Origin of the sequence: Salipiger sp. H15, assembly GCF_040409955.1 — a bacterium.
In the GTDB taxonomy this organism is placed as follows: domain Bacteria; phylum Pseudomonadota; class Alphaproteobacteria; order Rhodobacterales; family Rhodobacteraceae; genus Salipiger.
In genome coordinates, this window is the sequence record NZ_CP123384.1 from 1,636,941 (window position 1) to 1,652,671 (window position 15,731).

Annotated in this window: 14 protein-coding genes; 3 read left to right on the top strand and 11 right to left on the bottom strand. The window is 69.8% G+C overall.

The window, feature by feature from the left end; genetic code table 11:
• The first annotated feature begins 10 nt into the window (after positions 1-10).
• From PVT71_RS08020 to PVT71_RS08030, 3 genes are read left to right on the top strand one after another with little or no spacing between them, the layout of a single operon-like run.
• A complete protein-coding gene (locus PVT71_RS08020; protein ID WP_353471272.1) occupies positions 11-1,132 on the top strand; it encodes a glycosyltransferase in 1,122 nt (373 codons plus the stop codon).
• The gene (locus tag PVT71_RS08025) at positions 1,129-2,289 is read left to right on the top strand and encodes a glycosyltransferase (RefSeq protein WP_353471273.1); all 1,161 of its coding nucleotides are present in this window, start codon (positions 1,129-1,131) and stop codon (positions 2,287-2,289) included. Before PVT71_RS08020 ends, PVT71_RS08025 begins: the two co-directional genes overlap by 4 nt.
• 12 nt (positions 2,290-2,301) lie before the next feature.
• Positions 2,302-3,489 carry a polysaccharide biosynthesis/export family protein gene (locus tag PVT71_RS08030; RefSeq protein ID WP_353471275.1) on the top strand — a complete coding sequence of 396 codons (1,188 nt, stop codon included), beginning with the start codon at positions 2,302-2,304 and terminating at the stop codon, positions 3,487-3,489.
• A 16-nt stretch (positions 3,490-3,505) separates the two neighbouring features.
• Here PVT71_RS08030 and PVT71_RS08035 read toward each other — a convergent pair whose 3' ends face one another.
• From PVT71_RS08035 to PVT71_RS08085, 11 genes are all read right to left on the bottom strand, one after another.
• Positions 3,506-4,444: an MYG1 family protein gene (locus PVT71_RS08035; protein WP_353471276.1), complete on the bottom strand. Its 939-nt coding sequence runs from the start codon at positions 4,442-4,444 to the stop codon at positions 3,506-3,508.
• Between the two features lie 83 nt (positions 4,445-4,527).
• The gene (locus PVT71_RS08040) at positions 4,528-6,015 is read right to left on the bottom strand and encodes an acyl-CoA dehydrogenase family protein (protein WP_353471277.1); all 1,488 of its coding nucleotides are present in this window, start codon (positions 6,013-6,015) and stop codon (positions 4,528-4,530) included.
• 7 nt (positions 6,016-6,022) lie between these two features.
• Positions 6,023-7,666 carry a tannase/feruloyl esterase family alpha/beta hydrolase gene (locus tag PVT71_RS08045; RefSeq protein ID WP_353471278.1) on the bottom strand — a complete coding sequence of 548 codons (1,644 nt, stop codon included), beginning with the start codon at positions 7,664-7,666 and terminating at the stop codon, positions 6,023-6,025.
• A gap of 55 nt (positions 7,667-7,721) precedes the next feature.
• Positions 7,722-8,597 carry an amidohydrolase family protein gene (locus tag PVT71_RS08050; RefSeq protein ID WP_353471279.1) on the bottom strand — a complete coding sequence of 292 codons (876 nt, stop codon included), beginning with the start codon at positions 8,595-8,597 and terminating at the stop codon, positions 7,722-7,724.
• 12 nt (positions 8,598-8,609) lie between these two features.
• Positions 8,610-10,478, bottom strand: coding sequence for a feruloyl-CoA synthase (locus tag PVT71_RS08055; protein ID WP_353471280.1), 1,869 nt, complete (start codon positions 10,476-10,478; stop codon positions 8,610-8,612).
• A 26-nt stretch (positions 10,479-10,504) separates the two neighbouring features.
• On the bottom strand, positions 10,505-11,278 hold the full coding sequence (locus tag PVT71_RS08060; protein ID WP_353471281.1) for a crotonase/enoyl-CoA hydratase family protein: 774 nt from the start codon (positions 11,276-11,278) through the stop codon (positions 10,505-10,507).
• 32 nt (positions 11,279-11,310) lie between these two features.
• The gene (locus PVT71_RS08065) at positions 11,311-12,075 is read right to left on the bottom strand and encodes an SDR family NAD(P)-dependent oxidoreductase (RefSeq protein WP_353471282.1); all 765 of its coding nucleotides are present in this window, start codon (positions 12,073-12,075) and stop codon (positions 11,311-11,313) included.
• Positions 12,076-12,086: 11 nt separating this feature from the next.
• The gene (locus PVT71_RS08070) at positions 12,087-13,367 is read right to left on the bottom strand and encodes a TRAP transporter large permease subunit (RefSeq protein ID WP_353471283.1); all 1,281 of its coding nucleotides are present in this window, start codon (positions 13,365-13,367) and stop codon (positions 12,087-12,089) included.
• Complete coding sequence (locus PVT71_RS08075) at positions 13,367-13,915, bottom strand: TRAP transporter small permease (RefSeq protein WP_353471284.1); 549 nt, start codon at positions 13,913-13,915, stop codon at positions 13,367-13,369. The genes PVT71_RS08070 and PVT71_RS08075 overlap by 1 nt, the downstream gene beginning before the upstream one ends.
• Before the next feature lie 75 nt (positions 13,916-13,990).
• A complete protein-coding gene (locus PVT71_RS08080) occupies positions 13,991-15,094 on the bottom strand; it encodes a C4-dicarboxylate TRAP transporter substrate-binding protein (protein WP_353471285.1) in 1,104 nt (367 codons plus the stop codon).
• A 57-nt stretch (positions 15,095-15,151) separates the two neighbouring features.
• Entirely contained in the window at positions 15,152-15,625 is a 474-nt protein-coding gene (locus PVT71_RS08085) for a MarR family transcriptional regulator (RefSeq protein WP_353471286.1), read from the bottom strand.
• Positions 15,626-15,731: the final 106 nt, after the last annotated feature.

Here is a 15,731-nt window from a genome sequence, read left to right on the forward strand (position 1 = left end):
GGGATTGTATGTGACCCGCGGGAGCTTCTCGCACATCAACGCTCAACTCGAGGCGGCCCTGCGCAGGGTCCGCCCCGAGATCGATCTCGACGTGATCGACGTTGCCAAGGTGTTCAAGGACGACATGCTGGGACAGCTGCGCTGCCTGCTCGGGGTGCAGCGGGAATACGGGCTGTCCAGCTGGAGCTCCAAGGACATGCTGCGCTACCGCCTGTCCCGGTCGCAGGCCTACTACCAGGCGGTCAGCGGCGTCGTCCGCGACCGCTTCGACCCCGGCGACTACGACTTCACCCTGCAGACCCAGTCGCTGGTCAATGCCGCGCTGCCGGGGGTTCCCAACTTCGTCTACACCGACCACGTGGCACGCGCCGGCATGTCGAGCCTGCAGGGCCAGTTCGGCGCGCCGAGCCGCGGCTGGTTCGACTGCGAGGGGGAGATCTACGCCCAGGCACGGCATGTCTTCACCTTCGGGCCGAAGATCCGCCGCATGCTGATCGAGCAATACGGGCTCGCCCCCGAGAAGGCCACGGCGATCGGGGCGGGCGCGTCGGTGCTGCCGAGCACGCCCGTGGAGATGACCGCGGCGCGCTTCGCCCGGCGCCGCATCCTCTTTGTCGGGGTCGACTGGGAGCGCAAGGGCGGGCCGGAACTGGTCGAGGCCTTCAAGCTGCTGCGCGAGCGCCTTGCCGACGCGACGCTGACGATCATCGGCTGCAGCCCCGATGTGCAGGTCGAGGGGGTCGAGGTGCTCGGTCGCCTGCCGCTCGACCAGGTGGCGCGGCATTTCCACGAGGCCTCCTGCTTCTGCATGCCCTCGCGGCTCGAGCCCTTCGGCGTGGTCTTCGTCGAGGCGATGCAGTTCGGCCTGCCCGTGGTCTCGACCGACGTGGGCGACATCGGCTCGATCGTGGTCGAGGGCAAGACCGGCCACGTCGTGCCCGCGCGCAACGCGGCGGCGCTCTCCGAGGCGCTGTTCCAGACCCTCGCCATCCCCGACCGCGCCCTCCGCCTCGGCATCGCGGCCAAGGACCGGGCGGCGCAGTTCACCTGGGATGCGGTCGCCCGGCGCATCGCGTCGCATTTCCCCGGCGAGCCCGCCTCGGCCGCCGCGGAGCTGGAGGTGACCTGGTGAGCAAGCGCATCCTCTACGTGATCGACAGCCTGAAGATCGGCGGCGCCGAGATGCTGCTGCTGGGGCTGCTCGACGCGGTGCTCGAGCGCGGCGGCGCTGCCCACGTGGCCTATTTCACCCCCGGCCCGCTGGCGGCACGCGTCGCCGAGCGCGGCGTCGGCATGACCCGCCTCAGCAAGAAGGGCCTGCGCGATCCGCGAGCGCTCGGCCGTTGCCTGCGGCTGATCCGCGACTGGCAGCCCGACATCCTGCACAGCCACCTGGTCAAGAGCGACCTTGTCGGCCAGATGGCGGCGCGGCTGAGCTCGGTGCCGCGGATCATCACCCTGCACAACACCGACCCCTGGCGCGAAAAGAAGGCGATGAGCCTGATGTACCGCGCCGCCACCGCCGGGGCCGACGCCTGCATCGGCGTCTCGGCGCGGGTCTCGGACCACGTGGCCCGCACCGGCGGCTTCCGCGCCGATGGCATCGAGACCATCGTCAACGGCATCGACCTCGACCATTTCGACCCGGCGCGGACCGAGCCGCTCGACCTTGCGCCCTACGGCGTGCGCCCCGGCGCGAAGGTGGTGGCGGTGGTCGGCAGCCTGACCCCGCAGAAGGACCACGAGACCTTCCTGCGCTCGGCCGCCACGCTGTCGCAGCGGATGCCCGGCACGGTTTTCCTGGTGGTGGGCGAGGGGCCCCTCGCGGCGCAGATCGAGGCGCAGGCGCGCGGGCTCGGGCTCGGGCCCGAGCGGCTCATCCTGACCGGCGCAATCACCCGGATGCGCGAGCTCCTCGCGGCGCTCGACGTGCTGGTGATCTCCTCGGCATGGGAGGGGCTGCCGATGGTCCTGCTCGAGGGCATGGCCATGCAGCGCGCCATCTGCTCGACCGCGGTCGGCGGCATTCCCGACGTGCTCGAGGACGGGGTCAGCGGCCGTCTCGTCCCGGCGCGTGACCCCGAGGCGCTGGCGCAGGGCGTGGCCGCGCTTCTCGCCGATCCGGGGACCGCGGCGCGCCTCGGGACAGCCGCGCGCGACACCGTGGCCGCGCGCTTCAGCGCCGACGTCATGCGCGAGCGCATCTTCGCCCTTTACGACAGCAAGCACAGGCCGCGCCCCGGCGCGCGCCGACAGCCGGGCGAACCCCGCCTGGACAGTCCAAACTGAGGAGTAGCGAGAATGGTAGTTTTCCTTCGTCAAGTTTCCGCCGGCCTGGCGCCTGTCCTGGCTCTCCTTGCCGGCCTCACGCTCGCCGTCGGTCCCGCCCGGGCCGAGTCCCAGGACTACCTGGTCGGCGTCGGTGACCGGCTCACGGTCTCGGTCTACGGCAAGCCCGAGATGTCCGGCACGTTCCAGGTCCGCGCGGACGGTGACATCGCGCTGCACCTGCTGGGGCCGATCGAGGTCGCCGGGCTTACGATGCGCGAGATCGAGGAACGCATCGAGGCCGAGGCGCGCGAGCGGTTCTCGAGCCGCGAGTCGGTGCTGGTCGACATGCAGGAATACCGCGACGTCTTCGTGCTGGGCGCGGTGGACACGCCCGGCTCCTACCAGTACCGCCCCGGTCTCACGGTGATGAAGGCCGTCGCCATGGCGGGCGGGTTCGAGCGCCTGCAGGAAGAGATGACCAACGATCGCCAGATCGAGGACGCCCGCAACAGCCTTGCCGAAGCGCAGAGCCGGCTCAAGTTCGCGCAGTCCGAGCGCGACGCGCTGGCCCGCGAGCTGGCGCGGCTCGACGGTGCCGAGGTGGTCGAGGACACCGGCACCGACGAGCTCGACCTGCAGCAGGAGCAGCTCGTCGGGCTGCGCCGGTCGCTGATGCTGGACCTGAAGGACGGCGCCACGCTGCGCGGCTCGCTCGCCGACGAGGAGGCCGGGATGCTCGACCAGCGTCGGGTCCTGGTCAACGAGCGGCTCGACGCCACGCAGGAACAGCTCGACGGCATGATGGAACTCGAGTCCCGCGGCCTGGCGCGCAAGGAACAGACGCTGGGGCTGAAGATCGACCTGTCCGAGTACAACGCCGACCTGCTCGAGATCGCCGCCTTCATCTCGCGCGCGAAGCAGACCCGCGCCGCCGCCGAAAGCGACGTGCAGGAGGCGCAGACCGAGTATCGGCTGAACCTTCTGCAGGACAAGCTCGAGGCGGACCAGCGCGTCGCGTCGGAGCAGACCAACCTCGAGATGGCGCTGGACTTCCTGCGCCGTGCCAGCCCGGCCGCCGCGGCCGATCTCGGCGGGGCGGTCGAGACGGTCTACGAGGTCTACCGCAACGGCTCGGACAAGCCCGAGCGGGTGCCGCCCACGGCGCTGCTCTCGCCCGAGGACGTGCTGGAGGTCAGCTTCCAGGCGGTGATGCAGTAAGGCAGGGCGGCGCGGCTCAGGCCGCGCTCACCTGCGCCTCGGCCTCGGTCACGGCCAGCGCGGCCATCTGGAGGATCGCGTCGCGGCTTCCGGCGACGGCGATGAAACGGCCGTTGTGGCAGAACTTCGCGCCCGCGACGCCGCTCGCCTCCTCGAGTGCCGCGTCGGTCAGCCCGGCCCAGGCGGCGGGCAGGTCGGCGCGCAGCTCGAAGCCGTCGGCGTGCTTGCGGATGCCGTTCAGCGCCCAGTCGGTCCCGCGCGGATGCACGACGAAGAGCAGGTGATCGGCGCCCGCCTCCACCACGGCCGAGCGGAAGGGCATGCCCTGCGGCAGTTCCAGCACGCGGCCGGCTCCGGCGGTCTCGATCGCCGCTTTCACCTGCGCCTCGGCGCGGCGCTTCGCGGCCTTGCGGCGGACCTGCGCCTCGACGAAGGCCCGGGCGATCTGCAGCGCGGCGGCAAAGGCGGCGTCCTCGGCCTCGGGCGCGGTGTCGTCATAGACCGGCTTCAGGCTTTCCAGCAGCATCGGCAGCGTGAGGTCCGACAGCATCGGCCCGGCCTCGGAGGGGCTGAGCGCGCCGTTGTCCATCAGGTCCACCGGCAGCACGAACCCCGCGTCGAAGCTGGCGTGGATGCCCTCGAGATCCGCCTCGGGCACGGCCATCGCGCGCAGGTAGTCCATGCCGAAATGCGTCCAGATCAGCCCGAAGGAGCTGTAGGGCTGGCCGTCCTCGCGCAGCGGCGCGTCCTTCTGGTGGTGGTCGTAGATGCCCTGCGCGTGGACGTAGTCGCGACCGACGTCGTAGATGATCCTGCCCTCGCCGGGGGTGATCCACGCCTCGTCGCGGGTGCGCAGGAGCGCGGCCGCGGGGAAGAGCCGGGTGAGGATCACCGAGGAGAGCAGCTCGTCGGCGTGGAAACCACCCGAATGGGTGACAAGATGGGTGATCTGCATGGCCGCGCCTCCGGGTTGCCTGCCGCCCCCTTAGCGCGGGAGCGGCGTGCTGCCAAGGCGGCGCAGCGCGCGGTCCCTCCGCTTCAGCCCGCCGCCAGACGCAGCCGGATCGCCCGGGCCAGCAGCGCCGCGGTCTCCTCCGCAAAGCCATGCGCCTCGGCGCGGGGGTCGGCACTGGCGGCGAGCGCGGTGGCGCGGGCCCGCCATGCTTCGGAGGCAGCAAGCACGCCCGGCTCGTCGCCCGCCAGCCGCGCCACCAGCGCCGCGAACTGCCCGATCGCCGCGCCGCCCTCGAGCTTCAGCCCGCGCGTCGCCAGCGTCAGCGCGTGGATACCGTTCGCGCCTTCGTAGATCGAGGTGATCCGCGCGTCGCGCCAGACCTGCGCCACGCCGTATTCCTCGAGATAGCCGTAACCTCCGAGGATCTGGATCCCGAGATCGGCCGAGCGGATCCCCGCCTCGGTGGCGTAGATCTTGCAGAGCGGCGTGAGGAATTCGACGAGGGCAGGGGCCGTGCCCTTCTCCAGCTCGGCCAGCGCCACATGGCACATGCCGCGGGCAGTGCGTGCGAGGTCCTGCTGCGCGGACAGCATCCGCGTCACGTCGGGATGGTCGGTCAGCAGCGCCGCCGCGCCCTCGGGCGTGCGGCCCTGCCGGCGCTCGGCGGCATAGGCGGCGGCGATGGCAAAAGCGCGGGTGGCATGGGCGACGCCCTGCAGCGCCACGTCGAGCCGCGCGTGGTTCATCATGGTGAACATCGCCGCCAGCCCGCGCCCCTCGGTGCCGATAAGTTCGGCGGTGGCACCGTCGAACTCCATCTGGCAGGTGGGCGAGGCGTGCAGGCCGAGCTTCTCCTCGATCCGCGTCACGATGATGGCGTTGCGCGCGCCGTCGGCGTGCGACGGGCAGAGGAAGAGCGACAGCCCCTTCACCCCGTCCTCGGGCGCGCCGGTCCGGGCGAGAACGAGGTGCAGGATGCCCTGCGACATGTCCTGATCGCCGCCCGAGATGAAGATCTTCTGCCCCTCGATCTTCCAGCCGTCGCCGTCGCGCGTGGCCTTGCAGCGGATGCGCGAGAGGTCAGACCCCGCGCCCGCCTCGGTCAGGCACATGGTCGAGAGCCACTCGCCCGAGGTGAGGCGCGGGATGCAGGTCGTCTGCTGCTCCGGCGTGCCATGGGCGAGCAGGGTCGAGATCGCGCCGGGCACCAGCCCGGTCACCATCTGCAGCGCATGGTTGGCGCCCGAGAAGATCTCGGACACCGCCGCGGCGGTCAGGTGGTCGAGCGCCTGCCCGCCGAATTCCTCGGGCGCGGTGAGCCCCTGCCAGCCGCTCTCGGCAAGCTCGGCATAGGCCGCGCCGAAGCCCTCGGGCATCCGCACCCGGCCATTCTCGAGCGCGCAGCCCTGCCGGTCGCCGGGCCCGTTGAGCGGGGCCAGCACGCCCTCGGCGAAGGCGGCGAAATGGCCGGTGATCTCCTGCGTCAGATCGGCGTCCCAGCCGGGGGTGTCCCCGGCAAAGAGGCGCAGGCTGGCGAGGATCTCGTCGGTGGGGGCCTGGAAGGGGATCATCTGTGCCTCACTCGCAGCGGAAGCTGTCTGCGGACTTGGGATCGCCGCCCTGGTAGCGCGCCACCTGCGGCGCGGGGCAGAGCGGGCGGCTTGCCCCCGCCAGTGCCTGCGGCAGGTCGGCGTTGTCGTCCCGCGCCATGGCGGTGACCGCCTCGGGCGCCGTGCCGTGCTCGACCCAGTCGACCAGCGGGGTGAAGAGGTCGTAGGCGTCGGTGGCCGGGCCACCGTGGCAGTGGTTCATGCCGGGCACCGGGTAGAAGCGGGCAAACTCCCCGGCCTTGCCGCCGTTGTTGGCGTCGAGCGCGGCATACCAGCGGGCGGTGTCGTTGACCGAGAAGACCGGGTCCGCCACGCCGTGCGTCACGATGATCTTCGCGCCCGCGTCGCGGAAGGCGGCAAGCTCGGGATCGTCCGCGCCCGGCGGGGTCATCACCTGCATGGGGGATTCGGGGAAGGCGTCCGAGGTCGCGTCGATCTCGGCGGCCTGCGCGGGGATGTCGAACTGCAGCAGGAACTCCGACAGCGCCATCGGTGCGCCCTCGACCTCGGTCGGCGGCACGGTGAACACCTGCGCCAGCGAGGCCGCGCCCATCACGCCGATGATCGGCATCTTTTCCCAGGGCGGGATCGAGCTCTCGACCTTCCAGGTGCGCCAGTTGCCGCCTTCGATGCCCGCGTCCCAGCTCCAGTCGGAATAGAGCTGCCCGCCGTCCGCGCCGCGCGGCCCGGCATGGATGCGCTGAAGCGCCGAGACCTGCGCCTCGGACAGGCAGCCGGAGTTCTGGCCCTCGGTGCATTGCAGCGCGGTCACGTCGAAGGCGGACTGGCAGGCGGCGGTGTCCATCACCAGCCCGTCCTCGAACCCGTCGAGCGCGTCGCAGCTGGCGCGGATGCCTTGCGCCAGCAGCCCGAGGTCGTCCTTCGAGAAGGCGGTGCGCAGATCGCCGGTGATCGGGGTCATCGCCTGCACGTCGAGCGCGTGCTGGAGCGCGGCGCGGGGCAGGTTGAAGCCGGGGGCGGCGACCAGCAGCCCGTCGAAGGCACCGGGCATCCGTTCCGCCGCGACCATGGCGTGCCGCCCGCCGTTCGAGCAGCCGATGCCGTAGGCGTGGCCGACGGGTTTTTCGTAATAGGCCTCGACCATCTGCCGGGCGAGGGGCTGGAGGATCTCCACCGCCTTGTAGCCGTACATCTGCCGCGCCTCGAAATCGAAGCCGAAGGCCGCGCCACCCGCCAGCCCCTTGTCCGGGTTGGCCTTGCCGTCATGGCCCGCGTCGCTCGAGACCACGGCATAGCCGCGCGCGAGCGGCGAGGTGTCGCCCGTGCCGCTCTGCAGCGCGCCGGTGGCGGGTTTCACCTCGCCATCATTGCCGCCGTTGAACTGGTGGACGAAATCGCCGTTCCAGTCGTCCGGCAGCGCAAGCTCGAAACTCAGAGCGTAGTCCTTGCCGTCGCTGCCCGTGCGCTCGGCGGTGCGGGCGCGGATGCGGCACTGGGCCACCGGGCTCTCCTCTCCGGGCGCCACCGCGGCGACCTCGGTGAAGGTGACGCCGGTGATCCCGAGCGCCTCGGGGGTGAGCCCCTCGCAGTCGAGGGCAAGGGTGGGGGCGGCAAGGCAGACGAGGGCCGTGCTGGCCAGAAGCGATTTCATGGGGGTCCTCCGGTGGATCAGGGTCCCGCGCGCCTCCTCCGCGCGCGGGCAGGGGTCAGGCGCTGATGCCCAAGAGGCGCATCGCGTTTTCCTTGAGGATGAGCGGGCGCACCTCGTCCTTGAACTCGGCCTTGTCGAAGGCGTCGAGCCACTTCTCAGGGGCGATCATCGGCCAGTCCGAGCCGAAGAGCATCTTCTTCTTCAGGATCGAGTTGGCGTATTGCACGAGGATCTTCGGGAAGTACTTCGGCGACCAGCCCGAGAGGTCGATGTAGACGTTGGGCTTGTGCTGCGCGACCGAGAGCGCCTCTTCCTGCCAGGGGAAGGAGGGATGCGCGAGGATGATCGGCATGTCGGGGAAATCCACCGCGAGATCATCCATGTACATCGGGTTCGAGTATTTGAGCCGCATGCCGTTGCCGCCGCGCATCCCCGATCCGACGCCGGTCTGCCCGGTGTGGAAGAGCGCCGGAACGCCCGCCTCGGCAATCGCCTCGTAGAGCGGGTAGGCCATGCGGTCGTTGGGGTAGAAGCCCTGCATCGTGGGGTGGAACTTGAAGCCCTTGATGCCGTGGTTCTGCACGAGGTCCCGCGCCTCGCGCGCGCCGAGCTTGCCCTTGGCGGGGTCGATCGAGGCGAAGGGGATGAGGATGTCGTCGTTCTTCGCGCAGGCGTCGGCGACCTCGTAGTTGTCGTAGCGCCGGTAGCCGGTCTCGCGCTCGCTGTCGACGGGGAAGATCACCGCGGCGATGTTCATCTGCCGGTAATGCGCGGCGGTCTCGTCGATGGTCGGCGGATGCGACCACGGCGCGCCGAAGTACTTGGCCATCGTGGACTGCAGCTCGTCGTAGCCGTCATCGGTGTGACAGCCGCAGGCCTCCTCGGCGTGGGTGTGGAAATCGATCGCGCGGATCTTGGCGAAGTCGATCATGGGGATGCCTCCTCAGACGCGGATCAGGCCCGGGTCTTCGTTGTCGTAGAGCCGCTCGAGCAGGTCGGCGCGGCGGGTCAGGATCTTCTTGATGTTGAGCGAGCCCTTGTCGGTGATCTCGTGGTGCTCCAGCGAGGGCGGCTCGGCCAGCACCAGCGCGCGGGTGATGCGCTTGGCCGAGCCGGTGACATGGGCGTTCATCTCGCGCAGGCGCAGCTCGACCTTGGTCATCAGCTCGGTGTCGGTGACGGCGCCCTGCGTGACCTCGCCCGCCCGGGCGGCGCCGGGCAGGGGGAAGATGAAGAGCCCCACCTCGCCACGGTCATGGCCGCAGATCACCACGTCCTGCGCAAGCCCGGCGAGTTCCTTCAGCGCGGCCATGCGCAAGTTGCCCGCCTGCACCCAGGTGCCGGTGTCGAGCTTGAAGTCCTCCGAGACGCGTCCGTCGAAGACGAGGCCACGGTTGGCGTCGTCGGGGTTCACGAAGCGCACCGCGTCGCCGGTGATGAAGAAGCCCTCCTCGTCGAAGGCCTCGGCGGTCTTGGCGGGGTCGTTGAAGTAGCCGTCCATCACGTTGGGGCCCTTCACCCGGACCTCGCAGCGCATGTCCTCGTCAGGGATCAGCTTCACCTCGACGCCGGGCAGCGGCACGCCGATCACGCCCGAGCGGCCGATGGGCTCGTGCACCATGAGGCAGGCGGGGGCGGTCTCGGTCAGGCCCCAGCTCGAGATCATCATCGGCAGCCCGCCACGGGCGTGGATGCAGAACTGCTCGAGCGCCTCCCAGACGTCCTGCGGCAGCGAGGCGCCCGCGTAGAAGAGCAGCTGCTGGTCCTTGAAGAGGTGCTGCTGCAGCGCCGGGTTGTCCTTGACCGCGCCGACCAGCATGTTCCAGCCCACGGGCACGTTGAAGGCCAGCGTGCCGGGGCGGTCGGTGCGGTTCCTGAGCGTGGTCTCGAAGCCCTTGCCGGTCGGCTTGCCGCTGTCGATGGTCAGCGTGCCGCCGTGCGCGAGCATCATGTTCACGTTGTGCGAGCCGCCGAAGACGTGGTTCCACGGCAGCCAGTCGGTGATCCGCGGCGCGTGGTCCATGAGGAAGGGCAGGGCGACCTGCATCTGCACCTGGTTCACGCACATCATCCGGTGCGTGGTCAGCACCCCCTTGGGATCGGAGCTGGACCCCGAGGTGAAGAGAATCTTCGCCAGCGTGTCCTGGCCGACGGTTGCGTGGACGGCGTCGAGATCGGGGCTCTCCTCGGTGGCCAGAAGCTGCGCCATCGGGCTGACCGGGCGCCCGGCCTCGCCGCGCGCCGCGACCACCTCGACATCGGCGAGCTGCGGCAGGGCGAGGGCAGAGGCGTAACGGGTGGCGTCATCGACGAAGGCGAGCTTCGGCTTCACCTTGTCGAGCACGAAGATCAGCCGGCCATGCGCCTCGGGGATCAGCGAATACTGCTCGGCCAGCGGCACCACCGGCACACCGATGTATTGCGCGGCGAGCGAAAGCAGCAGGTGGTCGAGCCCGTTGCCCGACAGGACGGCGATGGTGTCGCCCTGTCCCAGCCCCCGTGCCAGCAGCGCCGAGGCAATCGCGCGGACCTGCTGCAGCAGTTCGAGATAGGTCACGTTGCGCCAGCCGGGGCCCTCGGTGGGGCGCTCCGAGACGGCGACGCGGTAGGGGGCCTCCACCGCCCAGCGGTGCAGCCAGGCGCCGGTGTTCGCCACCGGCTCGGGCAGGTCGTAGCCCGAGCGCAGCAGGATGGTTCCGTCGGCGCGGTCCTCGCGGATGACCTTGTGCGGCACGTAGCGGGTCAGCGTGTGGCGGCGGGCCCAGTCGGCGCGGGCCTCGTGGCCGGTGGGCGCCGGTTCGATGATGCTCATATCCATTCCTCCTCCCTCCGTCCGGTTCAGCGGAACACGGGGGCGCGCTTCTCGAGGAAGGCGTTCAGCCCCTCCTCGGCGTCCGGCGTGGTCTGCACCAGCGCGGCGCAGAGGCTCTCGGTAAAGAGCCCGTCGCTGCGCGACATGTCGTTGATCCGGCTCAGCGCCTGCACCATGAAGTAGTTCGACATGGGCGCGTTCCCGGCGATCTGCTCGGCCAGCTTGCGCGCCAGCGGCAGCGCCTCGCCCGCGCCGACGCTGTAGTGTGTCAGACCCAGACGCAGCCCCTCCTCGGCATCATACTTGCGACCCGTGAGCATCATCTCGACCATCCGGTCGGCGCCGAGGATGCGGCCGACCCGCACCGAGGCGCCGCCGCCGACGAAGATGCCGCGCCGCCCCTCGGGAAGCTGGAAGATCACCGAGGGCTCGGCGATGCGCACATGGGTCGAGGCTGCCAGTTCCAGCCCGCCGCCGATCACCGCACCTTCCATGGCCGAGACCGTGACCTTGCCGCCGAACTGGATCATCTCCATCACCCGGTGCCAGTTGCGCGAATGGTAGACGCCGTCCTCGGCGCTGCGCGAGACGTGTTCCGACAGGTCGAGCCCCGAGCAGAAGTGCCCGCCCGCGCCGGTCAGGATCACCACGCGGACCTCTTTCGGCAGGGTCACATAGGCATTCTCCAGCGCCGCGATCAGCCCGTCGCTCATGGCATTGCGCTTGTCGGTGCGGATCATGGTGAGGGTGGCAATCTGGCCGTCCACCTCGGTGGTCAGATACTTGGCGTGGTCGGACATGGCTGTCTCCTTCGGGAAGTTTGGGCGGGCGGTCATTTCGGGGCGAGGCGCACGGCGCTGTCGAGGCGGATCACCTCGCCATTCAGCAGCGGGTTCTCGATGATCTGCTGCACCAGCAGGGCAAACTCGTCGGGCCTGCCCATGCGCGAGGGGAAGGGCAGGCCGGCCTCCAGCGCGGCGCGGGCATCGGGGGGGAGTCCGGCGCTCATCGCGGTCTCGAAGAGGCCGGGGGCGATGGTCATGACGCGGATGCCGAAGCGGGCAAGCTCGCGCGCGGCGGGCAGGGTGAGCGAGGCGATCCCGCCCTTCGAGGCGGCATAGGCGGCCTGGCCGATCTGCCCGTCCTGATAGGCCACAGAGGCGGTGTTGAGGATGATCCCGCGCGCGCCGTCCGCGTCCAGCGGATCCAGCGCCGACATGGCGCGGGCGGCGTGGCTCAGCACGATGTAGCTGCCGAGGAGGTTGATCCTCAGCGTGCGCTCGAAGGCCTCGATGGGCAGAGCGCCGTCGCGGGGCAGGATGCGGGCGGCGGTGCCGATCCCGGCGCAGTTGACCGCGATGCGGGGCGTGCCGAGCTTGTCGGTGACCTCGGCGAAGGCGGCCTCAACGGCGGCGGCGTCCGAGACGTCGACCGCCACGGCAAGCCCGCCGATCTCGTCCGCGACCCGCTGGGCGGCCTCGGCCGAGAGGTCCAGCACCGCGACCTTCGCGCCAGCCGCCGCCAGCCGCCGCGCGGTGGCCTCGCCGAGGCCGCTTCCGGCGCCGGTGACGAGGGCGATGGTTCCTTTGATGTCCATGGCAGGGGTCCTCAGAAGAAGCCGCGGATGGCGAGCATGCCGCCGACCAGCACGAGGTCGGCGAGGATGAAGGGGACGATCCCCGCGAACACCTGCTCGAGCCGCACGTAGTCGCGGGCGACCGAGTGGATGACGAAGACGTTGAGCCCCACCGGCGGCGTGATCATCCCGATCTCGAGCAGCTTGGCGACCAGGAGGCCGAACCACAGCTTGTCGACGCCGTGCTGCGCGAGGATCGGCAGGAACAGCGGCAGGGTCAGCAGCAGCGCGCCGATCGGCTCGAGGAACATGCCGAGCACGAGGTAGATCAGCACGATCACGCAGAGCAGCGCGAAGGTCCCGAGGCCCAGCCCCTCGACGAACATGCCCATCTGCATCGACAGGCCGGACATGGCGACGAGCCGGGTGAAGAGGTTGGCGCCGATGGCGATGATGAAGAGCGCGCCGGACGAGAGCAACGTGTCGACGATGCTTTCCTTGAAGTCGGCCCAGCTCAGCGAGCGGCGGGCGATGCCGAGCAGCAGCGCGACGAAGCTGCCGAAGGCGCCCGCCTCGGTGGCGGTGAAGAAGCCCGAGAAGAGCCCGCCGAACACCGCGCCGATCAGCAGCAGCACCGGCCAGATCTCGGCGGTCTTCTTCCAGCGGTCGCCCATCGTGTAGGGCTCGGCGCGGGGCAGGCTCTCGGGGCTGCGCCACCAGACGATCAGCACGGCGCAGATGTAGAAGGCCAGCGAGGCGAGGCCGACGAAGAGCCCGCCAAGGAAGAGATCGTTGATCGAGGTCTCGGCCTGGATGCCGAAGAGGATGAGGATGATCGACGGCGGGATCAGCGCGCCGATGGTGCCGCCCGCGGCGACGGCGCCGGTGGCGATGCGCAGGTCGTATTTCTGCCGCGCCATCTCGGGCACCGCGATGCGGCCGATGGCGGCCGAGCAGGCGACCGACGATCCCGACACAGCGGCAAAGCCCGAGGCCCCCGCCAGCGACGCGATGGCCAGCCCGCCGGGCAGCCAGCCCCACCAGACCCGCGCCGCCTCGAAGAGGCCGCGGGTGAGGCCCGAGTGATAGGCGATGTAGCCCATCAGCAGGAACATCGGGATCGAGCTCAGCGTCCAGCTGGCCGAGGTGGTGTAGGGGATGGTCGAGATCATCGAGAGCGCCGGGCGGATGCCCGCGACGGCCCAGATGCCGAGGAACGACACGACGATCAGGCTCGCCGCGATCGGTACGCGCAGGCCGATCAGGATCAGCAGCGCGGCAAGGGCGAGAATGCCGATGGTGACGGGATCCATCAGATCTCCTCCCCGGAATTTGACATGGTTTCGAGCGCGCCGACGGGATCGTGCTCATGCTCGCCGAAGCGGCCGGTCAGTACCTCGTAGATGCGGATGAGCATGATCAGCAGCGCGAGGGTGAACGAGACCGGCAGGATCCAGTAGCTCGGCCAGGTGACGAAGCGCAGCGTGCCGGCCTCGATGTAGGCGCCGCGCGCCATCTGCCGCAGCGCCTCGCCGCCCGAACCCCAGGCCAGCACCGCCAGCACGGCGGCGAAGGTGCCGAAGCCGAGCAGCTGCACCAGCTTCAGCGGGGTGCCGGTGAGGGTCTGGGTGAAGACGGTCGCCTCGATGTGGCGGCGTTTGAGCTCGGTCAGGGCCAGCGGCAGGACGCTGACGGCGACCATGTAGTACTTGCCGACGAGATCGGCGGTGGCGGGGAATCCGGCGCCGAGAAAGGCGCGCATGAACACGTCCACGACGACCTGCAGCATCATCGCCAGCAGCACGAGGCCGCCCAATACCATGCTGATCCGCGCCACGGCGGTCTCAATCGGAGCAAGCATCCGATCCTCCGGGAAATGAGAGGGGAAAGTCGGGGAGGCGCGCGCCGGGGGAGCGCCGGCGCGCGCCGGTCAGGCTCAGCCGCCGTAGGTGTTCAGGTCGATCTTCGACCAGATTTCCTCGGCCCGCAGTGCGCCCAGCTCTTCGGGGGTCATGCCGGGGGTGACCAGCTCTTCCCACTTGTCGATCAGCGCCTTGTAGCGGTCGATCTTGGCCTGCGCATCGCTCACGCCGCGGCCCTCGAGGATCGAGGCGGCATTGGCGAGGCGGTCGGCGTTGAACGTGTCGCGGGCGTCGATCAGGCCCTGGTCGGGCGCGATGAACTCGACCATGTCGCCGGCGCGGACCTCTTCGATCTGCGTGTCGAAGGCGGCCATGCCGGTGGCGATGCCGTATTGCGCGGCGGTGGCCAGCGCCATGCGGTCGGCCCCGTCCATGCGATCCCAGAGCATCTTGCTCGCGGTGGTGATCGCGGCGCCGTTGAACACGCCTTCCTCGATCTCGGTCACGTAGTCCACCACGTCGCCGAGACGGTTGGCGATGATCTCGTGCGGCGAGGAGAAGGTGGCGTCGATCACGCCCTGGCTCAGGCTCTCGAAGAGCTCGGAGGAGGGCATCTGCACCGGCGCGCCGCCGACGCTTTCGACGAAGGCCGCGTAGAAGGGCGAGCCCGAGCGGACCTTGAGGCCCTTCATGTCGTCGAGCGTCTTCACCGGCTTGGTCGACAGCAGGTCATAGAGCGGCGTGGTGTCCGAGCCGAGGTAGACCTGGCCGTTGCGGGTGAACTCGGCCTGGCAGGGCGCGCAGGTGGCGATGTACTCGGTCACCGCCGAGCTGACCACCGCGGCGCTCGAGCCCAGCATCGACAGTTCCGACACCAGCACGCTGTCCGGGTACTCGGCGACGAAATAGGGCATCAGCAGCGCGCCGAACTCGGTCACCCCGTCGCGGAGGCCGGTCGACATCTCGTTCGGGGCGACGAGGCCCGAGGGCGTGTCCTGCCCGGTCCAGCGCCCGTCCGTCAGCTCCTCGAGCTTCTTGAACAGCGTCGGGTAGACGTCCTTGGCGATGGCGTGGTTGGGGCCGAAGCCGCTGGTGGCGCGGATCGTGTCGGCCGAAGCGCTGACGGCCAGCGCGGAAATCGAGCACGCGAGCAGGCTCGCGGCAATGCGCGTTTTCATGGTTATCCTCCCTGTGACAGTTCGCGGCCGGCCTCCTCTGCCGCCCGCGTCGGTGTTTCAGCGCGTCTTGTCTTCGAGCCGTTCGAGCACGGCCATGAGATGCGCGCGGTCCTTGTCGTCGAGCCGGCCGATGATCTCGTCCTCGGCCGTCCTCACCTTCTCTGCGGCGCGGTCGCGCAGGCGGCGTCCGCGCAGCGTGGCCGCGAGCGCGTAGCGCCGGCGGTCGGTCGGAACCTTCTTGCGGGTGATGAGGCCGCGCTGTTCCAGCTCGTCGATGATCACGACGAGGTTCGAGCGCTCCATCTTCAGGGCATCCGCAAGCTCCGACTGCACGATCCCGGCGTTGTCGGCGATGATCGAAAGGCAGGAGAAGCTGACCACCCGCAGGTCGTCCTCGGCGAGCACGCGCTGCGCCTCGGGCTGGATCTGCATGTAGGCGCGCTTCAGCCGGTATCCGATCAGGTTGCCAAGCACCGTGTCCTCCACACTCGGCCCGCCACGGTCTTCCGGAATGTCGTCAGTCTGCGGCATCGGGGTCCTCCTGAGGAAAACGGTATGTAGGATAATGGTTATAGTCAATAACTATTTCCGGGCGGCTTTTCGGGCCGCCCCGGGGAGAGGCGGCCCGAGGGCTTCC